The organism is Rhizobacter sp. P2_D12 (assembly GCF_056404395.1).
Genome location: NZ_JBFUEB010000086.1, coordinates 1 through 26293 on the forward strand (window position 1 = coordinate 1; position 26293 = coordinate 26293).

Consider the following 26293-nt stretch of genomic DNA (forward strand, 5'->3'; position numbering starts at 1 on the left):
ATATGCCGGCCGGCATGCGGCACAGCGCGCCGGCGGGCAGCACGGCGGCCTCGGCGAACGCGCCACCGACGGTGGGCTCCAGGCGGCCGACGACGCGATCGCCGGCCTTGAAGCCGGTGACGCCCGGGCCCACCGCGTCGACCACGCCCGCGACGTCGGTGCCGAGCGTGTACGGCAGCGCGATCGGGAAGACGGCCTGCATGCGGCCCGACAGCATGTGCAGGTCCAGCGGGTTCACGCTGGCGGCCTCGACCCGGATGCCGATGTGGCCGGGGCCGGGTGGGACCGGGTGGAGGTCTTCCAGGGCAGCCTGGGCCGGGGCACCGAACTCGTGGATGCGAAGGGCTTTCATGCGGGGAAGCTCCCCAGTTGCTGGAACACGCCGAACCAGTCCTCGAGGTGCCATGTGCGTCGGATCCGCCCGCCATCGAGTTCGTGGAACTCGTGGATGCGGAAGCTCACCTTCTTGCCGGTCGCGGGGATGCCGAACAGCGGCCCGCGGTGCGTGCCGGTGATCTCGGCGCGCACGCCGATGCGCCCCGGCACCTGGATCATGTCGTGCACGGTGATCTGCACGTCCGGCAGGGCTTCGATGAAGCCGAGGATGATGGGCTTCAGGCCGTCGGGGCCGGGGCCCTGCCCGGGGGCCAGCGGGATGTCGTCCCAGTCGGGCGTGACGGCGCTGTCCATCAGGCCGGGGTTCTTGTCGCTGAAGGCGCGGTACAGCGTTTCGACGGCCAGGCGTTCTGCCTGCAAGCGCGCGGTCTCGGGGGAATTCATCGGATCGATCCTTGGGGGTCTGCGGAAGGGATGCGGTCATTCTGGGCAGCCCCCTGCGATCCGTCCAACAAATGATCGATATGAACGTATATTCGATCCATGGATTTTCATGGCATCGACCTGAACCTGCTGGCCGCCTTCGACGCGCTGATGAGCGAGCGCAACGTGACCCGCGCCGCAGCACGTGTGGGCGTGAGCCAGCCCGCGATGAGCGCGGCGCTGTCGCGGCTGCGCACGCTGCTGGGCGACCCGCTGTTCCTGCGCAGCGCCGAGGGACTGCTGCCCACGCCGCGCGCACGCGACCTGGCGGGCCCGGTGTCGCAGGCCCTGCGGCAGATCGAATCGGCGCTCGTCAGCAAGCCGGCGTTCGTGCCGGGCGAGGCGTCGCTCACCTTCACGCTGGGCCTGTCCGACTACCCCGCCTTCGTGCTGCTGCCGGCGCTGCTGCAGGCGCTGGGCAGGCAGGCGCCGGCGGTGGGCGTCAACGTGCATGCGTTCAGCGACCGCGATCGCGCCGTCGAGCTGCTGGACGCGGGCACCATCGATGCGGCGATCGGCGTGCCGCCCACGCAGCCGGAAAGCCGGATCCTGGCGCGGCCGCTGCTGCGCGACGAGTTCGTGACCATCGTGCGGCGCGAGCACCCGGCGGCCCGGCGCGGCATGGACATGAAGACCTACCTGTCGCTCTCCCACGTGCTGGTGTCGCCGGAGGGCGATCGCCACGGCCACGTCGACCAGGCGCTCGCGCCGCTGGGCAAGAACCGCACGCTGGGGCTGACGCTGCCGCACATGTTCGCCGCGCCCGCCGTGGTGGCCCGCACCGACCTGACGGCCACGGTGCTGCGGCGGGTGGCGCTGCATGCCGGTGATCGGCGCAGCCTGGTGCTGTTTCCGCCGCCGGTGCGCCTGCAAGACGTCGTCTTCGACCTCATCTGGCACCGCCGCAACGATGCGCATCCCGCGCAGCAGTGGCTGCGCGACCTGATCGCGGCGACCGCTGCCAGGCTGTGAAAGGCAAAGCACCCTCGCGCCCGACGGCCTTGCCGGCGGCGCTTGACATTGCCACGGGGGAAGGTTCTAGACTGCGCTCGCTGTGAAAATCGTCCGCGTCCTCCTGCTGGTGTTCCTCGCGCTGCTGCTCCCGATCCGGGGTGCCGTCGCGGGGGCGATGCTGTGCCCGCAAGGCAGCCCGCCGCCGGTGCACGAACAGGCGGCCGGGCATCACGGACACGACCTGCACGGCCAGGACGGCCATCACCAGCAGGCCGAGCACGCCGGCCACGACGGCGGCTGCAACCTCTGCGCGAGCTTCTGCTCGATGACCCCCTTGCTCAGCGCGATGCCGGCGCTCGTGCCGTCGCCCCTGGCCGCGACGCTGAGTTTTCCGGCCCTGTCGGCCCCGGCGCCGACCTTCCAGTCCGGCGGCCAGGACCGTCCGCCCCGAAGCACCTGACCCTGCACGGCCTCCGCTGCGAGGCCTGAAGGCGCTCGTGCGTTCGACGCACGGGCTTCGGCCGGCACACGCCTCGCGTGAGCCGGTGCACCAGACCGCTTTGAACCATGACCCTCCAATTTGCCGCCGCGGCCGCTGCCGCCGTGGTGCTGACCGGTTGCGCGTCGCTCTCGCCGGATGGCGGCTTCGACCGCGTCGCCGCGTTGACACGTGAACGCACCGGCACTGCGCCCACCTGGCAGCGAACGCCCGCGCAATCCGACGCCGCGAAGGCCCGCGTGGCCGAGCTGCTGAAACCGCCCCTCGCCGTCGACGCCGCCGTCGAGGTCGCGCTGTTGAACCACCCGGGCCTGCAGGCCGGCTTCGCCGAACTCGGCATCGCCGACGCCGAGCGGGTGCGCGCCGGTCGCCTGCGCAATCCGTCGCTCCGCTTCGGCCGCCTGTCCGGCGGCGGCAGCACCGAGATCGACCGCGGCGTGATGTTCGACGTGCTCGGGCTGTTGACGCTGCCCGCCGTGTCGCGCCTCGAACAGGACCGCTTCGACACCGTGCAGCTGCAGGCCGCGCTCGAGGCCGTCGGCGTCGCCGCGGAGGCCCGCAACGCCTGGTTCGATGCGGTGGCCGCGCAGCAGCTGCTGGCGTACCAGGGGCAGGTGATGGAGGCCGCCGAGGCTGCCGACGAGCTGGCGCGCCGCATGCTCGCTGCCGGCAATTTCAACAAGCTGGACCGGATGCGCGAGCAATCCTTCCTCGCCGACGCCACCGCGCAACGGGCGCGCGCACGCCACCAATCGGCGGCCGCCCGCGAACGCCTCGTGCGCGCCCTCGGCCTGGCCGGCGACGCGCTCGCCTTCACGCTGCCCGAACGCCTGCCCGACCTGCCGCCGGCACCCGTCGACGTGAAGGATGCCGAGCAGACCGCGATGGACCAGCGGCTCGACGTGCTGATCGCCCGGCGCCACGCCGACAGCACGGCCCGCTCGCTCGGCCTGACGAAGGCGACGCGCTTCATCAACGTGCTCGACCTGGGCTACCAGAACCAGAGCAGCAGCGGCGAGGCGCGCCGCAACGGCTACGAGGTCGCGCTCGAGCTGCCGCTGTTCGACTTCGGCTCGACCGGTGTCGCGCGGGCCGAGGCCACCTACCTGCAGGCGGTGAACCGCACGGCGCAGGTCGCGCTGACTGCGCGCTCCGAGGTGCGCGAGGCCTGGTCCGGCTACCGCACCGCCTACGACCTGGCCCGCCACTACCGCGACGAGGTGGTGCCGCTGCGCCAGCGCATCTCCGACGAGAACCTGCTTCGCTACAACGGCATGCTCGGCAGCGTGTTCGAGCTGCTCGCCGATGCGCGCGAGCAGGTGCAAGGCGTCGCCGGCGCGGTCGAGTCGCTGCGCGACTACTGGACCGCCGACACCCGGCTGCAGACGGCACTGACCGGAGCCTCCCGATGAACCACCGCAGAACCTTCTTCAAGGCCGCAGGCGCCACGCTGCTCGGCGCTGCCGCCGTCAGCCGTGCCGGCGCCGCATCGTTGCCCGAGGCGGCAACGCATTCGTCGGCCGCGATGCAGCCGCCGCCCACGCCGCCGAACGGCCGGCCGTTCCAGCCCATCGTCACGCTCAACGGCTGGTCGCTGCCGTGGCGCATGAAGGACGGCGTCAAGGAGTTCCATCTGGTGGCCGAGCCGGTCGTGCGCGAGATCGCGCCCGGCATGAAGGCCAACCTGTGGGGCTACAACGGCCAGAGCCCGGGGCCGACGATCGAGGCCGTCGAGGGCGACCGCGTGCGCATCTTCGTCACCAACCGGCTGCCCGAGGTGACCAGCGTGCACTGGCACGGCATCCTGCTGCCCTCGGGCATGGACGGCGTGACGGGCCTGACGCAGCCGCCGATCGAGGTCGGCAAGACCTTCGTCTACGAGTTCGTGCTGCAGCGATCCGGCACCTTCATGTACCACCCGCATGCCGACGAGATGACGCAGATGGCAATGGGGATGATGGGTTTGTTCATCGTGCACCCGAAAGACCCGCGCCAGATGAAGGTCGACCGCGACTTCGGCTTCATCCTGAACGCCTACGACGTGGAGCCGGGCAGCGCGACGCCGCGCGTCAACACCATGCTCGACTTCAACCTGTGGACCTGGAACAGCCGGGCCTTCCCGGGCATCGACCCGCTGGTGGCGCGCACCGGCGATCGCGTGCGCATCCGGGTCGGCAACCTGACGATGACCAACCACCCGATCCACATGCACGGCCCGCACTTCGAGGTGGTGGGCACCGACGGCGGCTGGGTGCCGAAATCGGCGCGCTGGCCCGAGGTGACGACCGACATCGCGGTGGGCCAGATGCGCGCCTTCGAGTTCGACGCGCTGGCGGGCGACTGGGCGATCCATTGCCACAAGTCGCACCACACGATGAACGCGATGGGCCATGCGGTGCCGACGATGATCGGCGTGGACCAGCGCGACCTCGTGCGCAAGATCGCGAAGCTCGTGCCCGACTACATGGCGATGGGCGACAAGGGCATGCACGACATGGCGACGATGGAGATGCCGCTGCCCGACAACACGCTGCCGATGATGACCGGCACCGGGCCGTTCGGGCCGATCGGCATGGGCGGCATGTTCAGCGTGGTCAAGGTGCGCGACGACGTGCAGCGCGGCGACTACCGCGACCCCGGGAACTACCGGCACCCGGCCGGCACGCTGGCGCGCGAATACACGGCCGAAGCCGACGCTCCGCCGCGCGCGCCATCGGCCCAGGCCGACGACGCGACGCTGCAGGTGCGCAAGCCGCGCCGGCACGAAGGCCACTGATCTCCATTCACACCACACGAGAGGACAACCATGAACATCCTGCACATCCTGAGCGGCCTCGCTGTCGCCTTCACCCTCGGCACCGCATCGGCGCACGGTGACGACGACCATGCAAAGCGCCCGGCCTACAACGCCGCCCGCGTCGAGGACACCGCCTTCGGCCGCGAAGGCGACCCCGCCAAGGTCAGGCGCTCGATCCCGCTCGACATGAGCGACGCGATGCGCTTCACGCCGCCCGAGATCGCCGTCGAGCGCGGCGAAACGGTGAAGTTCGTCGTGCACAACGGCGGCAAGCTGCTGCACGAGATGGTGCTCGGCACGCCCGAGGACCTGAAGGCGCATGCCGAGCTGATGAAGAAGTTTCCGGAGATGGAGCACGCGAGCGCGAACATGGCGCACGTGAAGCCCGGCGCCACCGGCGACATCGTCTGGCAGTTCACGCAGGCGGGCACCTTCCAGTTCGCCTGCCTGCAGCCGGGTCACTTCGAGGCCGGCATGGTCGGCAAGGTGACGGTGAAGGCCGCTGCCGCGATGACCGACGGCGAGGTGCGCAAGGTCGACCGCGAGCAGGGCAAGCTCACGCTGCGGCACGGCCCGATCGCCAACCTCGACATGCCGGGGATGACGATGGTCTTCAAGGTGGCCGATCCCAGGATGCTGGAGGCGCTGAAGGAAGGCGACAAGGTGCGGTTCGCTGCCGACCGCGTCAACGGCGCGATGACGGTGACGGGGATCGAGCCGCGCTGATCAGCGCGCGCCGGCGCCGGCCCGCCCCATTGCCGCCGCCGCCAGCCCCAGCAACCCGAGCGTCGCGCTGCAGTCATCGGCCGTCGAGATGCAGGCCAGCCCTTCGCGCTCGACGTGCGCCGGCAACGAGAGCCAGGCCGCCGGCGACTCCAGCACCACCTGCGTGCGCGTCGTGCGGACCCAGCCCGCTTGCGCCAGCTGCCCGAGGTAGATCCAGGTCTGGCGCCGCGACAGCCCGGCCAGCTGGCCCATGAAGGCCTGCGACACGGGCAGCCCCAGGTGCAGCACGCGGCCGCCCACGCCGGCCGGCGCGAACGCCGCGGCGCAGGTCGCCAGCACGTTGACCAGGCGCTGGAAGCCGCTGCCCGCCAGCCGCAGCGCCAGCTGCTCCTGCATGCGCTGCGCGGTCGCGGCATGCAGCCGCGTGTTGTCGTGCCGCCCGCCGCACGCCCCGTCGCCGGCCGCGCGCAGCGTGTCGGCCGGCACGCTGAGCAGCACCACGTCGCTCAGCGCCGTCACGTCGTAGCCAGCCTGGTCCTGGCCGAGCGGCGAGCACCAACCGATCACGTCGCCGCCCCACAGCAGCGCGACGCCGACGTCGGTGCCGGCGGCCACCTTGATGTGCAGGCTCACCGCGCCCTGGCGGATCGCCATCCAGTCCGCCAGCGCGCCGCCGGCCCGCACGATGGGCTGGCCACGGCGGAAGCGGGTCTCGATCGCATGGTCCAGCCAATGGACCTGCATCACCACACCGACCAGGTCTTGGCCATCACGCGCTGCAGCCAGCTGCGCGACGCGGCTTCCGAGACGTCGCCGCTGCCGGCGCTTTCGAGCGCCGCGTTGGCGACGTCGCGCGAGTTGACGACATTGCCCAGCCGGATGTCCTGCGGGTTCACGAGGCCCGAGAAGCGCAGCGCGCTCGCGCCGCCGTTGACGCCGATGCGGCGCTCGCCGGCCACCACCAGGTGGCCGTTGGACAGCACGTTGATCACCGACACGGTCAACTGCGCGGTGAACTCGGTCGCCACCTCGGTCGTGCCGCCGCCCTTGAACGAATCGCTGCTGCCGGCGCTGGCATCCAGGTTCAGGATCTTGTCGACCAGGCCGCCATTCCTGTCGCCGGTGCCCGGCCCCTTCACCGCCTGCTTGTTGTCGCGGCTGGTGTCGGTGGCGCGCTTCTGCGAGGCCTTCAGGCTCTCGGAGATGTCGACCTTCAGCGTGTCTCCGACCGCCTGCGGCCGGCGCTCGCCGGAGAACAGCGAGGCCGAGGCCAGCTGCGGCTGGTAGATCGCGCCGTTGCTCAGCCGCTCGACGTACATCGGCGCGAGCGGCGGGGCTGCGCTGACCGGACCGGGCACCAGGCTGGGCGGCGGGCTGGCGCAGGCGCCGAGCGCCGCGGCTGCCAGCGCCGCCGCCACGCGGGCTGCATTCTTCGGGGGGTTCATTCGAATCCTGTGATCAGGGCCCGCACCATCGGTGCGAGCTTGGTTCTTGTCGTGGCCCAGCGGCTGGTGCCGAAACCGGCCGCGTCGACCGCGTAGCCGCTGCTCGCCAGCAGCGCGCCATCGACGCGCTGCAGCTGGATCGCGGCAGCACTCAGGTAGGGCCTGTGTTCGCTCGCCAGTGGTGGGACGCCCCACTCGACGGCGGCGGCATAGCGCAGCCAGACGGGGCAGTCGTCGCTGCGGATGCCCGCTTCGTAGACGCGGCTCGCGACGCCCTGCGCACGCAGCTCGGCCTGCAGCGACGGCACCAGGTCGGGCAGCGGCACGTTGCGGTTGAACTCGATGCACAGCCGGCGCACCGGGGCGTCACCGAAGTGCACGGTGTCGACCGCGCGCGACGGTGCGCGGGCCACGGCCATCGACGTCACGCTGCCGGTGGCCTTGACCAGCTCCCAGGTCGGCAGCGGACTCACGACCGAGCAACCGCCCACGGCCACGGACAGGCCGGCCAGCGCGATGAGACGGATCGGCGGCATCGCGTCCTCAGGCGAGTTCGTCCAGCCGCTGCGCCGCGGCCAACCCGGTGCGTGCGACGTAGCCGGCGACCGCGTGCACCGCGTCGCCGACCACCTCGTCGGCGACGTCCACCACCGCGTGCGCCAGCCGGGCGACCGCGTGCACCGTGCCGCGGGCGGCATCGTCCACGCGGGCCCGGCCCTCGTCGCTCAGCGAGACGCGGGTCGTGCCGGCGTCACCGGCTCTCGGCGTTGCGGCCGCGGTGCCTGCATCGTGGCGGCGCAACGGGCCCGGCGCCTGTGCGGCACCGGTTCCATCGCCGATGGAGCCGAGGGCGTCCATCGCGTCAAGCCGCCGGCGAGGGCGCGCCGGCCAGGGCCAGCGTCGACAGGCCGCTGCCGAGTTCCGGCTTCGGGGCCGCGGCCGGCGGCGCCACCGGAGCAGGTGCGCTCGCGGCCTCGGTGGCCGGCTTCAGCGCGGCACCGAAGCTGGTGCCGGACGGGGCCGGCGCAAGGCCGGCGGGCTTGGGGGTCGATCGCGCCGAGGACTCGGCGGCATGGCGGGCGATGTGCATGGTGCGTGGCATCGGGTTGCGATGAGGGAATTGTTCTCATCGCACGCCGCGGCGATCGCCGGAAAAGCACGCGGTGCCCTGCCCGGGCCGCGTGCAGGGTGATGGATGTCACCCAACGGCATCCGGGCTACGGGCGGCGCCGCCGTGCCAGGTACCACGCCGCCGGGATCACCAGCATGCTCAGCAGCGGCGCCGTCACCATGCCACCGACCATCGGCGCCGCGATGCGCGTCATCACCTCGGAGCCGGTGCCGCTGCCCCACAGGATCGGCAGCAACCCGGCCATCACGACCGCCACCGTCATCGCCTTCGGCCGCACGCGCAGCACCGCGCCTTCGCGGATCGCCGCGCGCAGCGTGTCGTCGTCGTCCGGCTCGCCGGCCTGCAGGCGGCGCGCGTGGGCATTCTTCAGGTAGATCAGCATCACGACGCCGAACTCCGCCGCCACCCCGGCCAGCGCGATGAAGCCGACCGCCGTCGCCACCGACACCGCGTGCCCGAGCGCCCACACCAGCCAGAAGCCGCCGACCAGCGAGAACGGCACCGCTGCCATCACCAGCGCGGTGTCGCCGGCCGAGCGGAACAGCAGGTACAGCAGCACGAAGATCAGTGCCAGCGTCACCGGCACGATCAGCTTCAGGCGCTGCGTGGAACGCTCCAGGTACTCGAACTGGCCCGACCACGACACCGCATGGCCAGCCGGCAGCGCCCCCTCGGCGGCCACCGCGGCCTGCATGTCGTTCACCACCGAGCGCAGGTCGCGCCCGCGCACGTCGACGTAGACCCAGCCGGACAGCCGGGCGTTCTCGCTGCGCAGCATCGGCGGCCCGTCCTGCAGGCTGACGGTCGCCACGTCCTGCAGCCGCAGCGACGCGCCCTTGTCGGTCGCGAACGGCAGCTGCTTCAGCCGCTCCAGCGAGTCGCGGAACTCGCGCGGGTAGCGGATGCTGATCGGGTAGCGCTCGCGCCCCTGGATCACCTCGCCGACGTTGTCGCCGCCGATCGCGGTGGCCACGACCGCCTGCACGTCGGCCACCGACAGGCCGTAACGCGCGGCGGCCTGCCGGTCCACATCGACGTCAACGTAACGGCCACCGGTCAGCCGCTCGGCCAGCGCCGACGAGACGCCCGGCACCTTCTTCACCGCGGCCTCGATGCGCGTCGTCAGCGCGTCGATGCTGGCCAGGCTGGTCCCCGACACCTTGATGCCGACGGGGCTCTTGATGCCCGTGGCCAGCATGTCGATGCGGTTGCGGATCGGCGGCACCCAGACGTTGCTCAGGCCCGGCACCTGCACCACGCGGTCGAGTTCCTCCACCAGCTTGTCAGGCGTCATGCCGGCGCGCCACTGCTCGCGCGGCTTGAACTGCAGCGTGGTCTCGAACATCTCCAGCGGCGCCGGGTCGGTGGCCGTGTCGGCGCGCCCCGCCTTGCCGAACACGCGCTCGACCTCGGGCACCGTCTTGATCAGCCGGTCCGTCTGCTGCAGCAGCTGCGCCGCCTTGGCCGCCGACAGCCCGGGCAGCGCCGACGGCATGTAGAGCAGGTCGCCTTCGCCCAGCGCCGGCATGAACTCGCCGCCCAACCGCAGCAGCGGGATGGCGGTCAGCGCGAGCAACAGCCCGGCGACCAGCAGCGTCGTCTTCGGAAAGCGCAGCACCGCCTCGAGCGCCGGCCGGTACAGCGCCATCAGCGCGCGGTTCACCGGGTTCGCTGCCTCGTGCGGAATGTGCCCACGGATGAAATACCCCATCAGCACCGGCACCAGCGTCACCGACAGGCCGGCCGCCGCCGCCATCGCATAGGTCTTCGTGAAGGCCAGCGGCGCGAACAACCGCCCTTCCTGCGCCTCGAGCGCGAACACCGGCACGAAGGACAGCGCGATCACGAGCAGCGAGAAGAACAGCGCCGGCCCGACCTCGACGCACGAAGCCGCCACCAGCGCCCAGCGTTCGGCCGGCGTCGGCTCGCGCCCGTGCGCCGTGTCGAAGGCCTCCAGGTGCCGGGCCAGGTTCTCGACCATCACGACCGAGGCATCGGTCATCGCGCCGATCGCGACCGCGATGCCGCCCAGGCTCAGGATGTTGGCGCTGACGCCCTGCCAGTGCATCACGGCGAAGGCCGCCAGCACGCCCACCGGCAGCGCCACCACGGCGACGAAGGCCGAGCGCAGGTGGAACAGGAAGACGGCGCACACCACCGCCACGACCAGCAGTTCCTCGACCAGCTTGCCGCGCAGGTGGCCGACGGCGCGGTCGATCAGCAGCGAGCGGTCGTAGGTGGTCACGATCTCGACGCCGGCCGGCAGGCCGGGCTTCAGCGCCTCGAGCCGGGCCTTGACCGCGTCGATCGTCGCGCGCGCGTTCTTGCCCGATCGCATCACGACCACGCCGCCGGCGACCTCGCCCTGGCCGTCGAGCTCGGCGATGCCGCGGCGCATCTCGGGGCCCAGCTGCACCGTCGCGACGTCGCGCAGCAGCACCGGCGTCGTGCCGGCCGACGCCACCGCGATGTTGCGGAAGTCGTCGAGCGACGCGAGGAAGCCGCGCGAGCGCACCATCACCTCGGCCTCGGCCATCTCGACCACCGAACCGCCGGCCGCCTGGTTGGCGCGGCGCAACGCGTCGGCCACCATCGCCTGCGTGACGCCGAAGCCGCGCATCCGGTCGGGGTCGAGCACCACCTGGTACTGCCGCACCATGCCGCCGATGCTGGCCACCTCGGCCACGTCGGGCACGGTCTTCAGCTCGAACTTCAGGAACCAGTCGTTCAACGCGCGCAGCTGCCCCARGTCGTGCCGGCCGCTGCGGTCGACCAGCGCGTATTCGTAGACCCAGCCGACGCCGGTGGCATCCGGACCGAGGGCCGCCGTTGCGCCCGGCGGCAGCTTCGCCTGCACCTGGTTCAGGTACTCGACGACGCGCGAGCGGGCCCAGTAGGGATCGGTCCGGTCGTCGAACAGCACGTAGACGAAGGAATCGCCGAAGAACGAGTAGCCGCGCACCGTCTTCGCCCCGGGCACGCTGAGCATGGTGGTGGTCAGCGGGTAGGTGACGAGGTCCTCGACCACCTGCGGCGCCTTGCCGGGGTACGGCGTGCGCACGATCACCTGGGTGTCGGACAGGTCGGGCAGCGCGTCGAGTGCGGTGTGGCCGACGGACCACAGGCCCGTGGCAACGAGAAAGGCCGTCGCGACGAGCACCAGGAAGCGGTTCGCCGTCGACCAGCGGATCAATGCGGCGATCATGGGTTCGCCCCCCGCAGCCGGGCTTCGGAATCGACCAGGAACTGGCCGCTGGCCACCACCGGGTCGCCCTCCTTCAGGCCGCTGACGATCTCGATGTCGTCGCCGAACTCGGCGCCCACCGACACCTCGCGCGCCTCGAAGCCTCCGGCCTCGTTGCGCCGCATCACCAGCGCACGCTTGCCGGTGCGGATCACCGCCTCGGTGGGCACCAGCAGGCGCGTGTCCACCGGCCCGGCCACCTGCAGCCGCAGCAGCATGCCAGGCACCAGCCGACCCTGCGCATTGTCGACCTCGAAGCGAGCCTGCAGCGTGCGCGTGCCGGCACTGACCTGCGGCAGGATCTCGGCCAGCTCGCCGTCGAAGCGCGCCGACCCGTCCGCCTGCAGCACGCCCTTCACCTTGCGGCCGTGCGCCAGGTGCACGGCCTGCGCCTCGGGCACCTCGGCCACGGCCCACACCTTGTGCAGGCCGGCGATGCGGAACAGCGTCATGCCCGGCGTCACCGCCATGCCTTCGCGCACGCCGAGTTCGGCCACCACGCCGGCGGCCGGAGAGACGAGCGTGAAGCGGGCCTGCGCGGTACCGGCGGCCTCGCTCTCGCGCACCAGTTCGGCGGGGATGGACAAGGCCTGCAGGCGCTCGCGCACGGCAGCGACCAGCTCGGGCGCGGCGCCGGCCCGCTTCAGCGCCAGCAGCTCGTTCTGCGGTGCGAGCCAGTCGGGCGCGAACACGGTGGCCAGCGCCTGGCCCTTGCGCACGCGCTCCATCGGCGCGCGCACGGCCAGGCGCTCGACGTAGCCGGCCACGCGCGTCTGCACCGCGACGTTCAGGCGCTCGTCGAACTGCACCGCGCCGACCGCGTCGAACGAGGTCGCGACATCGGCACGGCGCGCGGTGGCCATGCGCAGGCCCAGGTTCTGCTGCACGGCGGCGCTGATGGTCACGGCAGTCACGGCAGTCACGCCGGATGCGGACGCCGCGTCGGCATACACCGGCACCAGCTGCATGTCCATGAACGGCGACTTGCCCGGCTTGTCGAAGCGCGGCCCCGGCACCATCGGGTCGTGCCAGTACAGCACCTTCTTGCCAGCCTCGGTGTCGGGCGGCAGGGGCTCTTGCGGGTGGCTCATGCGGCCGAGCAGGAAGCCGCCGCTCGCGAGGGCCACGGCCCCCCCGAGGACGACGGCGGCGAGGATCAGCGTGCGCTTCATGGCAAGTCTCCGGGAACGAGCGGTTTGAAGGCCAGGCGGGCTTGCGCCCGGGCCAGGTCGCGCCGAAGCGCCAGCAGCTTGCGCTGCGCCTCGACCTCGGCATGGCGAGCCTCGAACAGGCCGCTCAGCGACAGCTGGCTCGAGCGGTAGCCTGCCGTCGCGGCCGCGGTGCGCTGTTCGGCCGGTGCCAGGGCGGCCACGCGCCAGCGCTCGATGCGCGCCTGCAGGCGCTGCGCGTCGTCGAGCCCTGCCCGATACTCGGCAGCAGCGGCGCGCACCGTCTCGGCCAGGGCCGCCTCGGCCTGGTCGACGCGTGCCAGCTTCGCAGCGGTCTCGCGGTCCTGGCGCTGGTCGCGCGCGACCTGCAGCGGGATGCTGACGCCGACCGACAACATGTCGGCGTAGCCGGTGCGCTGGCCGTACGACAGTTCCCAGGTCCAGTTCGGCGCGCGCTCGCTTGCGGCCACCGCGGCGGTCTGGCGGGCGAGGTCGAGGTCGCGCTGCGCCAGCACGACGTCGGCCTGGCCGGCGGTGTACCGATCCTGGGTCGGGATCGCGAACGCCGGCATGGCCGACAGCTCGTCGACCGGCACGCCGAGCCAGCGCTGCAGTGCCAGCCGCGCCGCCTGCACCTGCTGCGCGGCATCGGCGGCTTCGTCCTCGGCCATGCCGCGGGCGCTGCTCAACGCGAGCGCTTCCTGGCTGCTGCCGGTCGACGAGGCCAGGCGGGCGCGGCCCGCCTCCAGCTCTTCGTGCGCGTGGTGGGTCATCCGATCCGCGAGCTGCTGCGCCTCGCCGGCGAACTGCGCGTCGACCCAGGCCAGCGCCGTCTGCAGCCGGGTCTCGGCCGCGGCCGCCTGCACCGCGGCGGCCTGCCGCCGCACCAGCGCCTCGGCCTCGGCCTCGCGGGCCAGGCGCTTGCCGGCCGGCAACCACTCCTGCGCCAGGCCGATGCGCTTCATCGTCATCGCGTCGCGCGCCGTGTGGCCGCGGTCGGCGCCGGTCACCGGCAGGTTGTCGACACCGGCACGCAGCGTCGGGTCGGGCAACTGGCCGGCGGCACGCGCCGATTCCGACGCGCCGGCCAGGCCGGCACGCGCGGCACGCGCGAGTTCGGAACRCTGCACGGCCAGGTCGAGCGCCGCCTCCAGCGTGAGGGGGGCTGCCGCCACGCTGAGCGGCAGCAGTGCGGCGGCCAGGGCGGCCGCGCGCGAAAGCAAGGTGAACATGGAAACTCCGCAAGCGAATGAAGCGAGAGCTGGCCCGCGGACGAGCCGCACCAGCGCCGGTCAATCGACGCGGAGGATCAGACGCGCAGCCTGAGCGTGGACAGGAAGACGGGATCGGGCGGCGGCCGCAGCGGCGCCATGTCCGGCGCAGCCGGCGCCTCGACCAGGGCGTCGATCGCCAGCGGCAGCACGAACACCTGGACGATCGCCGGCAGCGACGGCGCCGGCAGCTTGACGCTCTCGAACGACTGCGCGGCCGGCGCGGCGTGCTGGTGGCACAGTACCGGCTGGTCGGCGTCCATGCCCTCGCAGGGCTGGCCGCTCGCCATCATCTGCGCCATCGCGGCGGCATCGGCCTGGCCGGGGCACACATAGCCTGCCACCGCGAGTTGCGCGAACAACATCGCCACCAGCGCGACGAACGCGGTCAGGCAGCGGTGGAGCGGGCGGCGGCGAAGCATGGGTCGGCAGTGTACCGGCCCGCTTTCGCCGCAGCCGATCGCTCGGTCTTGCGGCTGCTCCTATACTCCCGCGCCATGCGCCGCCTCTTCGTCCTCCTGCTCGCACTGCTGCTGCCGCTGCAGTTCGCGTGGGCCGGTGCGGCGTCGTACTGCCAGCACGAGGCCGACACCGGCCGCGCCGTTCACGTCGGGCACCACGACCACGTCCACCAGGGCAAGGCCTCGGATGGCAAGTCCTCGACCGATGTCGACTGCAACGTGTGCAACGCCGCGGTCACGCCGCTGATGCCGGCTGTTCCCCTGCCCCAGGCCATGCCGTCGATGCCCGCCACGCTGCGCGGGCACGACGCCCCACCCCTGCCCTCCGCGCACGCCCGCGCCCCCGACCGCCCCCAGTGGCTTCGTCTCGCCTGACCGGCGAGACGCCCGCACGAACCCCACCGTCCGAGCCCTCGCCGAATCCCTGGTTTCAACCTTGTGAGATTCGATGCGACGATGTGCACTGCCGCTCGGGCTGGCGGCTCTATGGCTCAGCCTTTCCTTTCATCCTGCGGGGGCCCTGACCCTCGACCAGGCGCAGGCCCTCGCGGCCGCGCGCAGCTTCGACCTGTCTGCCGCACGGCACGAGGTGGACGCCACCGACGGCGCCGTGCGGCAGGCCGGGACTGCGCCCAACCCGCGGCTGAACGCCTCGGTCGAGGACACCCGGCGCGACACCCGCACCACCACCACGACGCTCGACCTGCCGATCGAGCTGGGCGGCAAGCGCGCCGCGCGGCTGCACGCGAGCCGGCGCCAGCATGAGCTGTCGTTGGCCCAGCTGGGCGAGGCCCGGGCCCGCCTGCGCGCGTCCGTGGCCCAGGCGTTCTTCGCGCTGCTGGTGGCGCAGGAGCGCGTCGCGCTCGCTGCCGGTTCGGCCGAGCTGGCCACCCGCAGCGCACAGGCCGTCGGCCAGCGCGTCGCGGCCGGCAAGGTGTCGCCGGTGGACGAGACCCGTGCGCGGGTCGACCAGGCCAACGCGCTGCTGGAGGCCGACGAAGCCGCGGCCGAGCTGCTGAACGCCCGGCAGGCGCTGGCCGCGCTGTGGGGCGACGCCGCGCCGGCATTCGCCGACGCCGAGGGCGACGTCGGCCTGCTGCCGGGGCGCCCGGCCGCGGCCGAGCTGGCGCAGGAGCTCGATGCGTCGCCGGGCCTGGTTGCCGGCCGCCTCGAGGTCGAACAGCGCCGCGCGCTGGTCGACGTCGAACGCAGCCGGCAGTATCCGGACCTGAACCTCAGCGTCGGCGCCAAGCGCGACAACGAGCTGGGTCGCACGCAGGCCATCGTCGGCCTCTCGATCCCGCTGCCGCTGTTCGATCGCAACCAGGGCGCGGTCCAGGAAGCGGCGCGGCGCGCCGACAAGGCCGGCGACGAGCTGCAGGCGACCCGGCTGCGAAGGCTGTCCGAGTTGCAGCAGGCCTCGACGCGGCTGTCGGTCGCGCGCGCCTCGGCCCTGGCCCTGCAGTCGACCGTGCTGCCGGCCGCGCGGCAGGCCCACGAGGCGGCCGCGAAGGGCTTCGAGGCCGGCAAGTTCGGCTTCCTCGACGTCATCGACGCCCAGCGGGCGCTGCTGCAGGCACGCGCCCGCTACCTCACCACCCTGTCGAACGCCCACCAGGCCGCGGCCGACATCGACCGCTTGCTCGGTCGCTGACCCCATCACTCCCATGACGACCACCCCCAAGCAGAAGATCACGATCGCCGCGATCGTGCTGGCCGGCCTGATCGGCACGGCCGCCGTCCTGACGACCGAGCGCCATCAAGAGACCGGCGAGGCGGAACACGGCGAGGAACACGCCGGCGAAGAACATGCCGCAGAGAAGGCGCGCGACGACGACAGGATCCGCCTCAGCGGCGAACAGCTGAAGGCTGCCGGCATCGCCGTGCAGTCCGCAGGCCCGGCCCGGCTGCAGGCCTCGGCCCGCTTCCAGGGCGAGATCCGCTTCGACGAAGACCGCACCGCGCACGTGGTGCCGCGCGTGGCCGGCGTCGCCGAGCAGGTGCCGGTGCAGCTCGGCCAGCGCGTCCGCCCGGGGCAGGTGCTGGCCGTCATCGCCAGCACCGCGCTGTCGGAGCAGCGCAGCGAGCTGCTGACGGCACAGAAGCGCCGCGAGCTGGCCCGCTCGACCTTCGAGCGCGAGAAGAAGCTCTGGCAGGAGAAGATCTCCGCCGAGCAGGACTGGCTGCAGGCGCAGGCCGCGCTGCAGGAGGCCGAGATCGCGGTGCAGAACGCGACGCAGAAGCTGGCCGCCATCGGCGCCACCGGCGCGTCCGCGGACCTGAACCGCTTCGAGGTCCGCGCGCCCTTCGCCGGCACCGTGGTCGAGAAGCACCTGGCGCGCGGCGAAGCCGTCAAGGACGACGCGAGCATCTTCACGCTGTCCGACCTGGGCACCGTGTGGGCGGAGTTCGCGATCGCACCGAAGGACCTGGCGACCGTGCGCACCGGCCAGAAGGTGGTGGTCTCGTCGACCGCCTTCGACGCCCAGGTGGAGGGCACGGTCTCGTACGTCGGCGCGCTGCTCGGCGAGCAGACGCGCAGCGCGCGCGCCCGCGTGACACTGCCGAATCCGCAGGGCGCTTGGCGACCCGGCCTGTTCGTCACCGTCGCGGTGCGCGGCGACGACCCGCAGGTGCCGGTCGCCGTCCTTGCAGACGCGGTGCAGACGCTCGAGAACCGCAGCGTGGTGTTCGTGGCCGAGGCCGGCGGTTTCGCCGCGCGGCCGGTGCGGCTGGGCCGCACCGATGGCCAGCGGGTCGAGGTGCTCGACGGCCTGAAGGCCGGCGAGGCCTACGCCGCGTCGAACAGCTTCGTGCTGAAGTCGCAGCTCGGCAAGGCCGGCGCCGAGCACGGCCACTGATGGGGATGCCGCACCATGTTTGAACGCATCATCCGCTTCTGCATCGAGCAGCGCTGGCTCGTCATGCTGGCCGTCGCCGGCATGGCCTTGCTCGGTCTCTACAACTACACGCGCCTGGCGGTCGACGCCGTGGTCGACATCTCCAGCGTGCAGGCCGTCATCAACACCGAGGCGCCCGGCTATTCGCCGCTGGAGACCGAGCAGCGCATCACCTGGCCGATCGAGACCGTGATGGCCGGCCTGCCGGGCCTGCAGCAGACGCGCTCGCTGTCGCGCTACGGCCTGTCGCAGGTGACCGTGATCTTCCGCGACGGCACCGACATCCACTTCGCCCGCCAGCTCGTCAACCAGCGCCTGCAGGAGGCCCGCGAGCGGCTGCCGCGCGGCGTCACGCCCAGCATGGGGCCGATCTCCACCGGCCTGGGCGAGATCTACCTGTGGACGGTCGAGGCCGCCGACGGCGCCACCCGGGCCGACGGCAGCCCGTACACGCCGGCCGACCTGCGCGAGATCCAGGACTGGGTCGTCAAGCCGCAGCTGCGCAACGTGCCGGGCGTGACCGAGGTCAACTCGATCGGCGGCTTCGAGAAGCAGTACGTCGTCGCACCCGACCTGGAGCGGCTGGGCGCGTACGGCTTCAGCCTGGCCGACGTCGTCGGCGCACTGGAGAAGAACAACGCCAACCAGGGCGCGGGCTACATCGAACGGCGCGGCGAGCAGTACCTGGTGCGCGCGCCGGGGCAGGTGAAGTCGATYGCCGACATCGGCGACATCATCGTCGGCAGCGCRCAGGGGCAGCCGATCCGCATCCGCGAGGTCGCCGACGTCGGGCTCGGCCGCGAGCTGCGCACCGGCGCCGCCACCGAGAACGGCAAGGAGGTGGTGCTCGGCACGGTCTTCATGCTGATGGGCGAGAACAGCCGCAGCGTGTCGCGCGCGGTCGACCGGCAGATGGCGGCCATCAACAAGACGCTGCCGGCCGGCGTGAAGGCGATCCCGGTCTACGACCGCACGGTGCTGGTCGACAAGGCCATCGCGACGGTGCGCAACAACCTGCTGGAAGGCGCGGTGCTGGTGATCGCGGTGCTGTTCGCCTTCCTGGGCAACCTGCGCGCGGCGCTGATCACCGCGATGGTGATCCCGCTGTCGATGCTGTTCACCTTCACCGGCATGGTGGCCGGCGGCATCAGCGCCAACCTGATGAGCCTGGGCGCGCTCGACTTCGGCATCATCGTCGACGGCGCGGTGGTCATCATCGAGAACGCGGTGCGGCGCCTCGCGCACGCACAGGCGCACCGCGGCCGGCCGCTGACCCGCAGCGAGCGCTTCCACGAGGTGTTCGCCGCGGCCCGCGAAGCGCGGCGCCCGCTGCTGTTCGGCCAGCTCATCATCATGGTGGTGTACATCCCCCTGCTCGCGCTCACCGGCGTCGAGGGGAAGATGTTCCACCCGATGGCGACCACCGTGCTGCTGGCGCTGGCCGGCGCGATGCTGTTGTCCATCACCTTCGTGCCGGCGGCCGTCGCGCTGTTCATCGGCGAGCGCGTGGCCGAGAAGGAGAACCGGCTGATGGCGTGGGCGAAGCGGCGCTACGCGCCGGCGCTGCAGGCGACGCTGGCCAACGCGCCGGTGGTGCTGAGCTTCGCGGCCGTCGCGGTGCTGTTCTCGGTGGCGGTGGCGAGCCGGCTGGGCAGCGAGTTCGTGCCGCACCTGAACGAAGGCGATTTCGCGATCCAGGCGCTGCGCGTGCCGGGCACGAGCCTCACGCAATCGGTGGCGATGCAGCAGCAGCTGGAAGCGCGCCTGTTGGCGACGATCCCCGAGATCGAGCGCGTGTTCGCACGCACCGGCACGGCCGAGATCGCGGCCGACCCGATGCCGCCCAACATCTCGGACGGCTACATCATGCTCAAGCCGCAGGACCAGTGGCCCGAGCCGCGCCGCACGCGCGACGAACTGCTGGCCGCGGTGCGCGACGCGGCGGCCCAGGTGCCGGGCAGCAACCACGAGTTCTCGCAGCCGATCCAGCTGCGCTTCAACGAGCTGATCTCCGGCGTGCGTTCCGACGTGGCGGTGAAGGTGTTCGGCGACGACAACGACACGCTGAACGAGACCGCGGCGCAGATCGCGCGCGTGCTGCAGGGCGTGGCCGGCGCGACCGACGTGAAGGTCGAGCAGACGACGGGCCTGCCGATGCTGTCGGTGAACATCGACCGGGCGCGGGCGGCGCGCTACGGCCTGAACCTGAACGAGGTGCAGGAGGCGGTGGCCACCGCGATCGGCGGGCGCGAGGCCGGCACCTTCTTCCAGGGCGACCGCCGCTTCGACATCCTGGTGCGCCTGCCGGAACCGGTGCGGCAGGACGTGGAGGCGCTGCGCCGGCTGCCGATCCCGCTGCCGAAGGGCACGGGCAGCGCGGCCGCCTACGTGCCGCTGGGCGAGCTGGCGACGCTGGACATCGCGCCGGGCCCGAACCAGATCTCGCGCGAGGACGGCAAGCGCCGCGTCGTCGTCAGCGCCAACGTGACCGGGCGCGACCTGGGCTCGTTCGTCGCGGATGCGCAAGCGGCGATCGAACGCGTGCGCGTGCCGGCGGGCTACTGGACGAGCTGGGGCGGCAGCTTCGAGCAGCTCGCCTCGGCGGCGCAGCGGCTGCAGCTGGTGGTGCCGCTGGCGCTGCTGGGGGTGCTGGTGTTGCTGTTCACGGTGTTCGGCAACCTGAAGGACGGCCTGCTGGTCTTCACCGGCATCCCGTTCGCGTTGACGGGCGGCGTGCTGGCCCTGTGGGCGCGCGGCATCCCGCTGTCGATCTCGGCGGCGGTGGGCTTCATCGCACTGTCGGGCGTGGCGGTGCTGAACGGGCTGGTGATGCTGTCGTTCATCCGCAGCCTGCGCGACGAGGGGCGCAGCCTGGACGATGCGATCGGCGAAGGTGCGCTGGCGCGGCTGCGACCGGTGCTGATGACGGCGTTGGTGGCCTCGCTCGGTTTCGTGCCGATGGCGCTGGCCACCGGCACCGGCGCCGAGGTGCAGCGGCCGCTGGCCACGGTGGTGATCGGTGGCATCCTGTCGTCGACCGTGTTGACGCTGCTGGTGCTGCCGGTGCTGTACCGGCTGGCGCACCGGCGGGATGGCGAGGAAGCTTCCCTGGGCCGCAGCGCAGCCGCCACGACGTGACCGTGCTCAAAGCAGCGGCCGCAAAGCCTGCGCCGCTTCATACAGCAGCGGCAGCAGGTTCGCCCGCATCTGGTCCGGCGTGTACGAGATCGACGGCATCGTCATGCCGACCGCTCCCTTGCACACGCCCTTGCGGTCGCGAAGGGCCGTGGCAATGCCGCTCAGCCCGAGGTCCAGCTGCTGGTGCGTGATCCAGTGGTCCAGCGTGCGCGCCGCCCGCACGTGCTCCCGGAACACCTCGCCCGTCGTCACGGTGTGCGCCGTGAACGCATGGAAGTCATGCGCCTGGATCCATGCGTCCAGCTCGGCTTCGCTCAACGCCGACAGCGTGACGATGCCGGGCGTCACCACATGCGCCGGTGCCCGCGCGCCCACGTGGTAGCCGACCGACACCACGCGCGGCGCATTGCTGCGCGCCACGTACACCATCTCGTGCCCGTCCAGCACGCTGACGTTCACCGTCTCGCCGCACTGCATCGACACGCGCTGGATGAAGGGCTGCACCAGCCGCGGCAGCCGCGCCGCGCCGATGTAGCTCTGGCTCAGCCGCAGCACCCGCGGCGTCAGCCAGAACAGCTTGCCGTCCGTGCCGGCATAGCCGAAATGCACAAGGCTCAGCAGGTAGCGCCGCGCCGCCGTGCGCGTGAGCCCCGTCAGGTGCGCCGTCTCGCTCGGCGTCAGCCGCGGGTGGTCGTCGTCGAAGGCCTCGATCACGCGCAGTCCCTTGCCCAGGCCCTCGATCAGGTCTTTCTTGTCGATCTGGAACGGCGTGTCGTCCATGCAGTGCGGCAATCCCGGGTGAAAACCCGAATAACGAGCGATGGTCGCTCAGCGTGAGCGATCGTCGCGCATTTTCGGGTCGCCACGCTTGTGACTAACCCGGGGCATGCCTACGCTTCGCCCACCCGAATCCCCATCCGGCCCCGCGACCCCATGAGCATCTCCGGCAGCACCCGTGTCTTCCTGATCCTCGGCGATCCCGTCGCCCAGGTGCGCGCGCCCGAGGTCTTCAACCACTTGTTCGCGCGCCATGGCGCCGATGCGGTGCTGGTGCCGGCGCACGTGCCGCCGCAGGAGCTCGACGGCTTCGCGCGCCATGCGCTGAAGGCGCGCAACATCGACGGCCTGTGGCTGGCCATCCCGCACAAGACCGCGATGCTCGAGCTGCTGGACCGCTGCGACCGCCTCGGCCGCAGCGCCGGGGCGGTGAACGCGGCACGCCGCCAGCCCGACGGCACGCTCGAGGGCGCGCTGTTCGACGGCGTCGGCTTCACCAAGGCGCTGGCGCATTTCGGCGTGCCGGTGACCGGCCGGCAGGTGCTGGTGGTCGGCGTGGGCGGCGGCGGAGTGGCCATCGCGACCTCGCTGGCCGCGGCCGGGGCCGGGCGCATCGCGCTGTACGACACCGCGGCCGGGCGCACCGCCGGGATCGCGCAGCGCCTGCACAGCGAGTTCGGCGTGGCCGTCGACAGCGTCGCGCAGGCCGACCCGGCCGGCTTCGACCTGGTGGTCAACGCCACGCCGCTCGGCCTGCGCGCCGGCGACCCGCTGCCCTTCGACCCGGCGCGGCTGGACGCCGGCGCGGTGGTGGTCGACATCCTGATGAAGAACCAGCCCACGCCCTTGCTGCAGGCCTGCCGCGCGCGCGGCATCGTCGCCCACCCCGGCTTCGAGATGCTGGTGCAGCAGGTGCCCGAGTACCTGTCCTTCTTCGGCTACGACGACATCGCGCGGGCGGTGCAGGCCGATGCTTCCGAGGTGCGCGCGCTGTTCGGCGCCACCTGACGACGACCATTCCAACAACAGGAGACAAGCGATGACCCCCACCTCCCGTCGTGCCCTGCTGCGCGGTGCCGCGCTGGCGGCCGCGTTCAGCGCCAGTGCCTTCGCGGCGCAGGCCCAGCAGACCATCCGGCTGGCCGTGATCCAGGAGCTGTCGGGCGCCGGCGCCACCGCCGGCACCAACGCGAAGAACGGCATCGAGCTGGCCGTGAAGGAAATCAACGCGGCCGGCGGCATCCTCGGCAAGAAGCTGGAGACGATGGTCAACGACACGCAGTCGAACCCCGGCGTCGCCAAGGGCCTGGCCACCAAGGCGGTCGACGACGAGGTGTTCGCGGTGCTCGGCCCCACCTTCTCGGGCTCGGTGCTGGTCAGCATGGCCGAGACGCGGCGTGCCGAGGTGCCCAACTTCACCGGCGGCGAGGCCACCTCGATCACGCAGCAAGGCAACCCGTACATCTTCCGCACCAGCTTCACGCAGGCCTCGTCGATGCCCAAGGTGACGCGCTACATCGCGGCCAACCTGAAGGCGAAGACGGTGGCGGTGATGTTCGTCAACAACGACTTCGGCAAGGGCGGGCGCGATGCCTTCGTCAAGTCGGCAGAGGCCGTCGGGCTGAAGGTGGCCGCCGACATCTCGACCGAGTCGGGCCAGGTGGACTTCGCGGCCCCGGTGCTGCGTGCCAAGCAGAGCAATGCCGACGTGCTGTTCGTCTACACCAACGAAGAGGAGTCGGCGCGCGCGCTGCGCGAGCTGCGCAAGCAGGGCTGGAGCAAGCCCGTCATCGGCGAGACCACGCTGACCGGGCAGAAGGTGATCGACCTCGCCGGCGAGGCGGCGAACGGGGCGATCGCGCACGTCGGCCTGACGGTGGACGCGCCGACGCCGGCGATGCGGGCCTTCCGCACCCGGTTCGAGAAGGAATACAAGTACGTCTCGGACCACAACGGCATCAAGGGCTACACCAGCGTCTACATGCTGAAGGCGGCGATCGAGAAGGTCGGCAAGCTCGACCGGGTGGCGGTGGCGAAGGCGCTGCACGGACTGAGCATCTCGGTCGCGAAGGAACCCGGCGTGCTGATGGATGTCTCCATCGATGCGAATGGCGACCTGGACCGCGAGAGCTTCATCGTCGAGGTGAAGAACGGCAAGCAGGAGGTCAGGGAGACTCTGCCTGCGCTGGGGAAGAAGTGACCGACCTGCTGCAACTGATCCTCTCCGGCCTGGCCACCGGCAGCATCTACGCGCTCGCCGCGCTCGGCTTCACGCTGCTGTGGCAGGCCTCGGGGACCATCAACTTCGCGCAGGGCGAGTTCGTGATGCTGCCGGCCTTCACGATGCTGGGCTTCATGAGCGTCGGCCTGCCGCTGTGGGCCGGCTTCGGGATCACCTGCGTGCTGGCCGTCATCGTGCTCGGCTGGGCCTTCAAGCGCGGCGTTGCCGACCCGCTGCTGCGCTTCGGGCTGATGCCCATCGTCGTGGCCACCATCGGCCTGGCCATCGCGATGCGCAACGGCATCCGCGCCGGCTTCACCGCCGAGGCGCACCCCTTCCCCAGCCTGTTCCCCGACCGGCTCTTCAACCTGTTCGGCGTCACGGTCACGCTGGTCGACCTGGGCACGCTGGCGATGGCCCTGGTGCTGGTGCTGGGCACGCAGGCCTTCCTGGCGAAGACCGTCACCGGCCGCGCGATGCAGGCGGTGGCGCAGAACACCGACAGCGCCACCGTGCTGGGCATCGACGTGCCGCGCATGATCTTCTACACCTTCGCGATCAACGCGCTGCTGGCCTGCGCCGCCGCGCTGCTGATCACGCCGACCTACCTCGCCAAGTTCGACATGGGCGAGCCGCTGGGCACCAAGGCCTTCTTCGCCGCGATCATCGGCGGCTTCAACAACTCGCGCGGCGCGCTGCTGGGCGGGCTGATCGTCGGCGTGGCCGAGAACCTGGCCTCGGCCTACATCTCGCCGGCCTACAAGGACGCGGTCGCGCTGGTCGTCTTCATGCTCGTGATCCTGTTCAAGCCGCAGGGCCTGCTGGGCCGCAAGGAGGAGCGCAAGGTATGACCCTGAACAAGCCTCTCGCCGCCGGGCTGGCGGGCCTGGTGCTGCTGGTCGCGCTGCCGCCCTTCCTGAAGAGCTACGGGTTGTACCTGCTGAGCTACTGGCTGGTGTTCGTGATCGCCAACATGGGGCTCAACCTGACCGTCGGCTATGCCGGCCAGAAGTCGCTCGGGCATGCGGCCTTCTTCGGCATCGGTGCCTACACGGTGGCGATCGTGATGAAGGCCGGCTTCAGCTTCTGGCTCGGCCTGCCGCTGGCGGTGGCGGGCTGCTTCGTCGTCGGCCTCGGGCTGGGCTTTCCGGCGCTGCGCGTGCAGACCATCTACCTGGCGTTCGCGACGCTCGGCTTCAACACCGCGGTGTGGCTGGCGATGCGCAACGAGGAATGGCTGACCGGCGGCACCTTCGGCATCAACAACATCGCGCGGCCGTCGCTGTTCGGCGTCTCGCTCGGGCGCAACCTGCCGTACTACTACTTCATCCTCGCGTGCACGCTGCTGCTGGGTGCGCTGCTGTGGCAGCTGCTGCGCTCGCCCTGGGGCAAGGCCTTCACCGCGCTGCGCGACAACCCGATCCGGGCCGAGAGCCTGGGCATCCACATCCAGGCCTACACGCTGCTGTCGTTCGCGATCGGCGCGGCGTATGCGGGCGCGGCCGGTGCGCTGTTCGCATCGCTGGTGCAGTTCATCGAGCCGGCGCCGTTCACGGTGGGGGCGTCCATCATGATGTACCTGATGGTGGTGGTGGGCGGCCCGGGCTACTTCTTCGGCCCGCTGCTGGGTTCGGCGGTGGGCGTGTTGCTGCCCGAGTGGCTGCGGTTCGCGCAGGGCTGGTACCTGTTCGTGTTCGGCGGCGCGGTGGTGCTGCTGATGCTGTGGCTGCCGGACGGCTTGCTGAGCATCCCGGACCGGCTGAAGGCGCGGCGCCAGGCGCGCGAGGCCTCGGCCGCGCGGGCCGCGTCGGCCGCCGCCCTCGGAGCCCGGCCATGACGACGCCGCTGCTCAAGGTCATCGACCTGTCGAAGTCGTACGGCGCGATCGCCGCGGTGCGCGGCGTGTCGTTCGAGGTGATGCCGGGCGAGATCTTCGGCGTGATCGGCCCGAACGGCTCGGGCAAGACGACGATGTTCAACAGCGTGCTGGGCCAGATCCGGCCGAACGGCGGCACGGTGGAGCTGAAGGGGCAGGACATCACCGGCCTGTCGCCATTGCAGCTGAGCCACCGCGGCGTCGGCCGCACCTTCCAGACGCTGCAGGTGTTCGGCAAGATGAGCGTGCGCGACAACCTGCTGGTGGCGGCGCAGGAGCACCACGGCAGCATGGCGGGCCGCCTGTTCGCGCCGGGCGACTCGGGGCTGGGCGCGAAGGCGGATGCGCTGATCGCGCAGTTCCGCATCGGCCACGTGGCGCAGCAGAAGGCCGGCGAGCTGAGCTACGGGCAGCAGAAGCTGGTCGACATCGCGATGGCCTTCATGAGCGACCCCGACCTGGTGCTGCTCGACGAGCCGTGCGCCGGCGTCAACCCGAGCCTGGTGGGCGGCATCAGCACGCTGCTGAAGGAGCTGAACCGCGACCGGCGGGGCAGCTTCATCGTCATCGAGCACAACATGGATTTCGTGATGGACCTGTGCCACCGGATCATGGTGATGGTCGAGGGCACGGTGATGGCGATCGGAACGCCGGACGAGATCCGGGCGAACAAGCAGGTGCTCGATGCGTACCTGGGGAATTGAGATGCATCCTTCGCGGCGGCAAAGGCGCGCGCGGGGTGGGTGGGACGCGCCGGATGGAGCGGTCGCCGCGCCGGGGGCGCGTCGACTGCCCTGCGCTGTCTGCTTTCAAGGCCCGTCGCCGAAACTCCCGCCGCTCGCTTCGCTCGCTGTGGTCAAACAG

The 26293-nt window shown here is 71.5% G+C and carries 26 protein-coding genes; 14 read left to right on the top strand and 12 right to left on the bottom strand.

Annotated features, from left to right (window positions below; genetic code table 11):
* Nucleotides 1–352: alcohol dehydrogenase catalytic domain-containing protein (locus tag AC1DYN_RS23975; protein ID WP_477963721.1), on the bottom strand; the 352-nt coding region annotated here is incomplete at its 3' end.
* Nucleotides 349–780 (bottom strand): ester cyclase, encoded by a 432-nt coding sequence (locus tag AC1DYN_RS23980; RefSeq protein ID WP_477963723.1) that lies wholly within the window; start codon nt 778–780, stop codon nt 349–351. The genes AC1DYN_RS23980 and AC1DYN_RS23975, both read right to left, overlap by 4 nt.
* Nucleotides 781–879: 99 nt before the next feature.
* On the opposite strand from AC1DYN_RS23980, the gene AC1DYN_RS23985 reads away from it, so the two are divergent.
* From AC1DYN_RS23985 to AC1DYN_RS24005, 5 genes are all read left to right on the top strand, one after another.
* Complete coding sequence (locus AC1DYN_RS23985; RefSeq protein ID WP_477963725.1) at nt 880–1791, top strand: LysR family transcriptional regulator; 912 nt, start codon at nt 880–882, stop codon at nt 1789–1791.
* Nucleotides 1792–1873: 82 nt separating this feature from the next.
* On the top strand, nt 1874–2233 hold the full coding sequence (locus tag AC1DYN_RS23990; RefSeq protein ID WP_477963727.1) for a hypothetical protein: 360 nt from the start codon (nt 1874–1876) through the stop codon (nt 2231–2233).
* Between the two features lie 107 nt (nt 2234–2340).
* Nucleotides 2341–3684 (top strand): TolC family protein, encoded by a 1344-nt coding sequence (locus tag AC1DYN_RS23995; protein WP_477963729.1) that lies wholly within the window; start codon nt 2341–2343, stop codon nt 3682–3684.
* Nucleotides 3681–5048, top strand: coding sequence for a multicopper oxidase family protein (locus AC1DYN_RS24000; protein ID WP_477963731.1), 1368 nt, complete (start codon nt 3681–3683; stop codon nt 5046–5048). Before AC1DYN_RS23995 ends, AC1DYN_RS24000 begins: the two co-directional genes overlap by 4 nt.
* Before the next feature lie 30 nt (nt 5049–5078).
* Nucleotides 5079–5795, top strand: a complete 717-nt coding sequence (locus AC1DYN_RS24005; protein WP_477963733.1) for a copper-binding protein — start codon at nt 5079–5081, stop codon at nt 5793–5795.
* Here AC1DYN_RS24005 and AC1DYN_RS24010 read toward each other — a convergent pair whose 3' ends face one another.
* The 9 genes from AC1DYN_RS24010 to AC1DYN_RS24050 form a co-directional block, all read right to left on the bottom strand.
* Nucleotides 5796–6539: a Crp/Fnr family transcriptional regulator gene (locus AC1DYN_RS24010; protein WP_477963735.1), complete on the bottom strand. Its 744-nt coding sequence runs from the start codon at nt 6537–6539 to the stop codon at nt 5796–5798.
* On the bottom strand, nt 6539–7240 hold the full coding sequence (locus AC1DYN_RS24015) for a flagellar basal body L-ring protein FlgH (RefSeq protein WP_477963737.1): 702 nt from the start codon (nt 7238–7240) through the stop codon (nt 6539–6541). The genes AC1DYN_RS24010 and AC1DYN_RS24015 overlap by 1 nt, the downstream gene beginning before the upstream one ends.
* Nucleotides 7237–7776 carry a cell division protein FtsI gene (locus AC1DYN_RS24020; RefSeq protein WP_477963739.1) on the bottom strand — a complete coding sequence of 180 codons (540 nt, stop codon included), beginning with the start codon at nt 7774–7776 and terminating at the stop codon, nt 7237–7239. Before AC1DYN_RS24020 ends, AC1DYN_RS24015 begins: the two co-directional genes overlap by 4 nt.
* Nucleotides 7777–7783: 7 nt before the next feature.
* The gene (locus AC1DYN_RS24025) at nt 7784–8098 is read right to left on the bottom strand and encodes a hypothetical protein (RefSeq protein ID WP_477963741.1); all 315 of its coding nucleotides are present in this window, start codon (nt 8096–8098) and stop codon (nt 7784–7786) included.
* 4 nt (nt 8099–8102) lie between these two features.
* Nucleotides 8103–8330 carry a hypothetical protein gene (locus AC1DYN_RS24030; protein ID WP_477963743.1) on the bottom strand — a complete coding sequence of 76 codons (228 nt, stop codon included), beginning with the start codon at nt 8328–8330 and terminating at the stop codon, nt 8103–8105.
* A 127-nt stretch (nt 8331–8457) separates the two neighbouring features.
* The gene (locus AC1DYN_RS24035; RefSeq protein WP_477963745.1) at nt 8458–11577 is read right to left on the bottom strand and encodes an efflux RND transporter permease subunit; all 3120 of its coding nucleotides are present in this window, start codon (nt 11575–11577) and stop codon (nt 8458–8460) included.
* A complete protein-coding gene (locus AC1DYN_RS24040) occupies nt 11574–12788 on the bottom strand; it encodes an efflux RND transporter periplasmic adaptor subunit (RefSeq protein ID WP_477963747.1) in 1215 nt (404 codons plus the stop codon). The genes AC1DYN_RS24035 and AC1DYN_RS24040 overlap by 4 nt, the downstream gene beginning before the upstream one ends.
* The gene (locus tag AC1DYN_RS24045) at nt 12785–14017 is read right to left on the bottom strand and encodes a TolC family protein (protein WP_477963749.1); all 1233 of its coding nucleotides are present in this window, start codon (nt 14015–14017) and stop codon (nt 12785–12787) included. The genes AC1DYN_RS24040 and AC1DYN_RS24045 overlap by 4 nt, the downstream gene beginning before the upstream one ends.
* Nucleotides 14018–14094: 77 nt before the next feature.
* Nucleotides 14095–14478 (bottom strand): hypothetical protein, encoded by a 384-nt coding sequence (locus AC1DYN_RS24050; protein WP_477963751.1) that lies wholly within the window; start codon nt 14476–14478, stop codon nt 14095–14097.
* A 75-nt stretch (nt 14479–14553) separates the two neighbouring features.
* Here AC1DYN_RS24050 and czcI point away from each other — a divergent pair, with 75 nt between their 5' ends.
* From czcI to AC1DYN_RS24070, 4 genes are all read left to right on the top strand, one after another.
* Nucleotides 14554–14892, top strand: coding sequence for a cation efflux protein, CzcI family (czcI, locus tag AC1DYN_RS24055; protein ID WP_477963753.1), 339 nt, complete (start codon nt 14554–14556; stop codon nt 14890–14892).
* Between the two features lie 73 nt (nt 14893–14965).
* Nucleotides 14966–16171: a TolC family protein gene (locus AC1DYN_RS24060; RefSeq protein WP_477963755.1), complete on the top strand. Its 1206-nt coding sequence runs from the start codon at nt 14966–14968 to the stop codon at nt 16169–16171.
* A gap of 13 nt (nt 16172–16184) precedes the next feature.
* On the top strand, nt 16185–17378 hold the full coding sequence (locus AC1DYN_RS24065) for an efflux RND transporter periplasmic adaptor subunit (RefSeq protein WP_477963757.1): 1194 nt from the start codon (nt 16185–16187) through the stop codon (nt 17376–17378).
* A 15-nt stretch (nt 17379–17393) separates the two neighbouring features.
* Nucleotides 17394–20555, top strand: coding sequence for a CusA/CzcA family heavy metal efflux RND transporter (locus AC1DYN_RS24070; protein WP_477963759.1), 3162 nt, complete (start codon nt 17394–17396; stop codon nt 20553–20555).
* A gap of 6 nt (nt 20556–20561) precedes the next feature.
* Here the strand turns inward: AC1DYN_RS24070 and AC1DYN_RS24075 are convergent, their stop codons facing one another.
* The gene (locus AC1DYN_RS24075; protein ID WP_477963761.1) at nt 20562–21335 is read right to left on the bottom strand and encodes an IclR family transcriptional regulator domain-containing protein; all 774 of its coding nucleotides are present in this window, start codon (nt 21333–21335) and stop codon (nt 20562–20564) included.
* Nucleotides 21336–21488: 153 nt separating this feature from the next.
* Here AC1DYN_RS24075 and AC1DYN_RS24080 point away from each other — a divergent pair, with 153 nt between their 5' ends.
* From AC1DYN_RS24080 to AC1DYN_RS24100, 5 genes are read left to right on the top strand one after another with little or no spacing between them, the layout of a single operon-like run.
* Nucleotides 21489–22340 carry a shikimate dehydrogenase family protein gene (locus AC1DYN_RS24080; protein WP_477963763.1) on the top strand — a complete coding sequence of 284 codons (852 nt, stop codon included), beginning with the start codon at nt 21489–21491 and terminating at the stop codon, nt 22338–22340.
* Nucleotides 22341–22371: 31 nt separating this feature from the next.
* Nucleotides 22372–23532 carry an ABC transporter substrate-binding protein gene (locus AC1DYN_RS24085; protein WP_477963765.1) on the top strand — a complete coding sequence of 387 codons (1161 nt, stop codon included), beginning with the start codon at nt 22372–22374 and terminating at the stop codon, nt 23530–23532.
* A complete protein-coding gene (locus tag AC1DYN_RS24090; RefSeq protein WP_477963767.1) occupies nt 23529–24404 on the top strand; it encodes a branched-chain amino acid ABC transporter permease in 876 nt (291 codons plus the stop codon). Before AC1DYN_RS24085 ends, AC1DYN_RS24090 begins: the two co-directional genes overlap by 4 nt.
* Nucleotides 24401–25390 carry a branched-chain amino acid ABC transporter permease gene (locus tag AC1DYN_RS24095; protein ID WP_477963769.1) on the top strand — a complete coding sequence of 330 codons (990 nt, stop codon included), beginning with the start codon at nt 24401–24403 and terminating at the stop codon, nt 25388–25390. The genes AC1DYN_RS24090 and AC1DYN_RS24095 overlap by 4 nt, the downstream gene beginning before the upstream one ends.
* Entirely contained in the window at nt 25387–26133 is a 747-nt protein-coding gene (locus AC1DYN_RS24100; RefSeq protein WP_477963771.1) for an ABC transporter ATP-binding protein, read from the top strand. The genes AC1DYN_RS24095 and AC1DYN_RS24100 overlap by 4 nt, the downstream gene beginning before the upstream one ends.
* Nucleotides 26134–26293 lie beyond the last annotated feature (160 nt).

Bases quoted from the DNA above. Each gene is read 5' to 3' on its own strand.
- AC1DYN_RS24065 (WP_477963757.1), top strand. From the start codon at position 16,185: ATGACGACCACCCCCAAGCAGAAGATCACGATCGCCGCGATCGTGCTG.
- AC1DYN_RS24025 (WP_477963741.1), bottom strand. From the start codon at position 8,098: ATGGACGCCCTCGGCTCCATCGGCGATGGAACCGGTGCCGCACAGGCG.
- AC1DYN_RS24050 (WP_477963751.1), bottom strand. From the start codon at position 14,478: ATGCTTCGCCGCCGCCCGCTCCACCGCTGCCTGACCGCGTTCGTCGCG.
- AC1DYN_RS24010 (WP_477963735.1), bottom strand. From the start codon at position 6,539: ATGCAGGTCCATTGGCTGGACCATGCGATCGAGACCCGCTTCCGCCGT.
- AC1DYN_RS24000 (WP_477963731.1), top strand. From the start codon at position 3,681: ATGAACCACCGCAGAACCTTCTTCAAGGCCGCAGGCGCCACGCTGCTC.
- AC1DYN_RS24085 (WP_477963765.1), top strand. From the start codon at position 22,372: ATGACCCCCACCTCCCGTCGTGCCCTGCTGCGCGGTGCCGCGCTGGCG.
- AC1DYN_RS24015 (WP_477963737.1), bottom strand. From the start codon at position 7,240: ATGAACCCCCCGAAGAATGCAGCCCGCGTGGCGGCGGCGCTGGCAGCC.
- AC1DYN_RS23995 (WP_477963729.1), top strand. From the start codon at position 2,341: ATGACCCTCCAATTTGCCGCCGCGGCCGCTGCCGCCGTGGTGCTGACC.
- AC1DYN_RS24030 (WP_477963743.1), bottom strand. From the start codon at position 8,330: ATGCACATCGCCCGCCATGCCGCCGAGTCCTCGGCGCGATCGACCCCC.
- AC1DYN_RS24040 (WP_477963747.1), bottom strand. From the start codon at position 12,788: ATGAAGCGCACGCTGATCCTCGCCGCCGTCGTCCTCGGGGGGGCCGTG.
- AC1DYN_RS24075 (WP_477963761.1), bottom strand. From the start codon at position 21,335: ATGGACGACACGCCGTTCCAGATCGACAAGAAAGACCTGATCGAGGGC.
- AC1DYN_RS24060 (WP_477963755.1), top strand. From the start codon at position 14,966: ATGCGACGATGTGCACTGCCGCTCGGGCTGGCGGCTCTATGGCTCAGC.
- AC1DYN_RS24100 (WP_477963771.1), top strand. From the start codon at position 25,387: ATGACGACGCCGCTGCTCAAGGTCATCGACCTGTCGAAGTCGTACGGC.
- czcI (WP_477963753.1), top strand. From the start codon at position 14,554: ATGCGCCGCCTCTTCGTCCTCCTGCTCGCACTGCTGCTGCCGCTGCAG.
- AC1DYN_RS24020 (WP_477963739.1), bottom strand. From the start codon at position 7,776: ATGCCGCCGATCCGTCTCATCGCGCTGGCCGGCCTGTCCGTGGCCGTG.
- AC1DYN_RS24080 (WP_477963763.1), top strand. From the start codon at position 21,489: ATGAGCATCTCCGGCAGCACCCGTGTCTTCCTGATCCTCGGCGATCCC.
- AC1DYN_RS23980 (WP_477963723.1), bottom strand. From the start codon at position 780: ATGAATTCCCCCGAGACCGCGCGCTTGCAGGCAGAACGCCTGGCCGTC.
- AC1DYN_RS23985 (WP_477963725.1), top strand. From the start codon at position 880: ATGGATTTTCATGGCATCGACCTGAACCTGCTGGCCGCCTTCGACGCG.
- AC1DYN_RS24095 (WP_477963769.1), top strand. From the start codon at position 24,401: ATGACCCTGAACAAGCCTCTCGCCGCCGGGCTGGCGGGCCTGGTGCTG.
- AC1DYN_RS24005 (WP_477963733.1), top strand. From the start codon at position 5,079: ATGAACATCCTGCACATCCTGAGCGGCCTCGCTGTCGCCTTCACCCTC.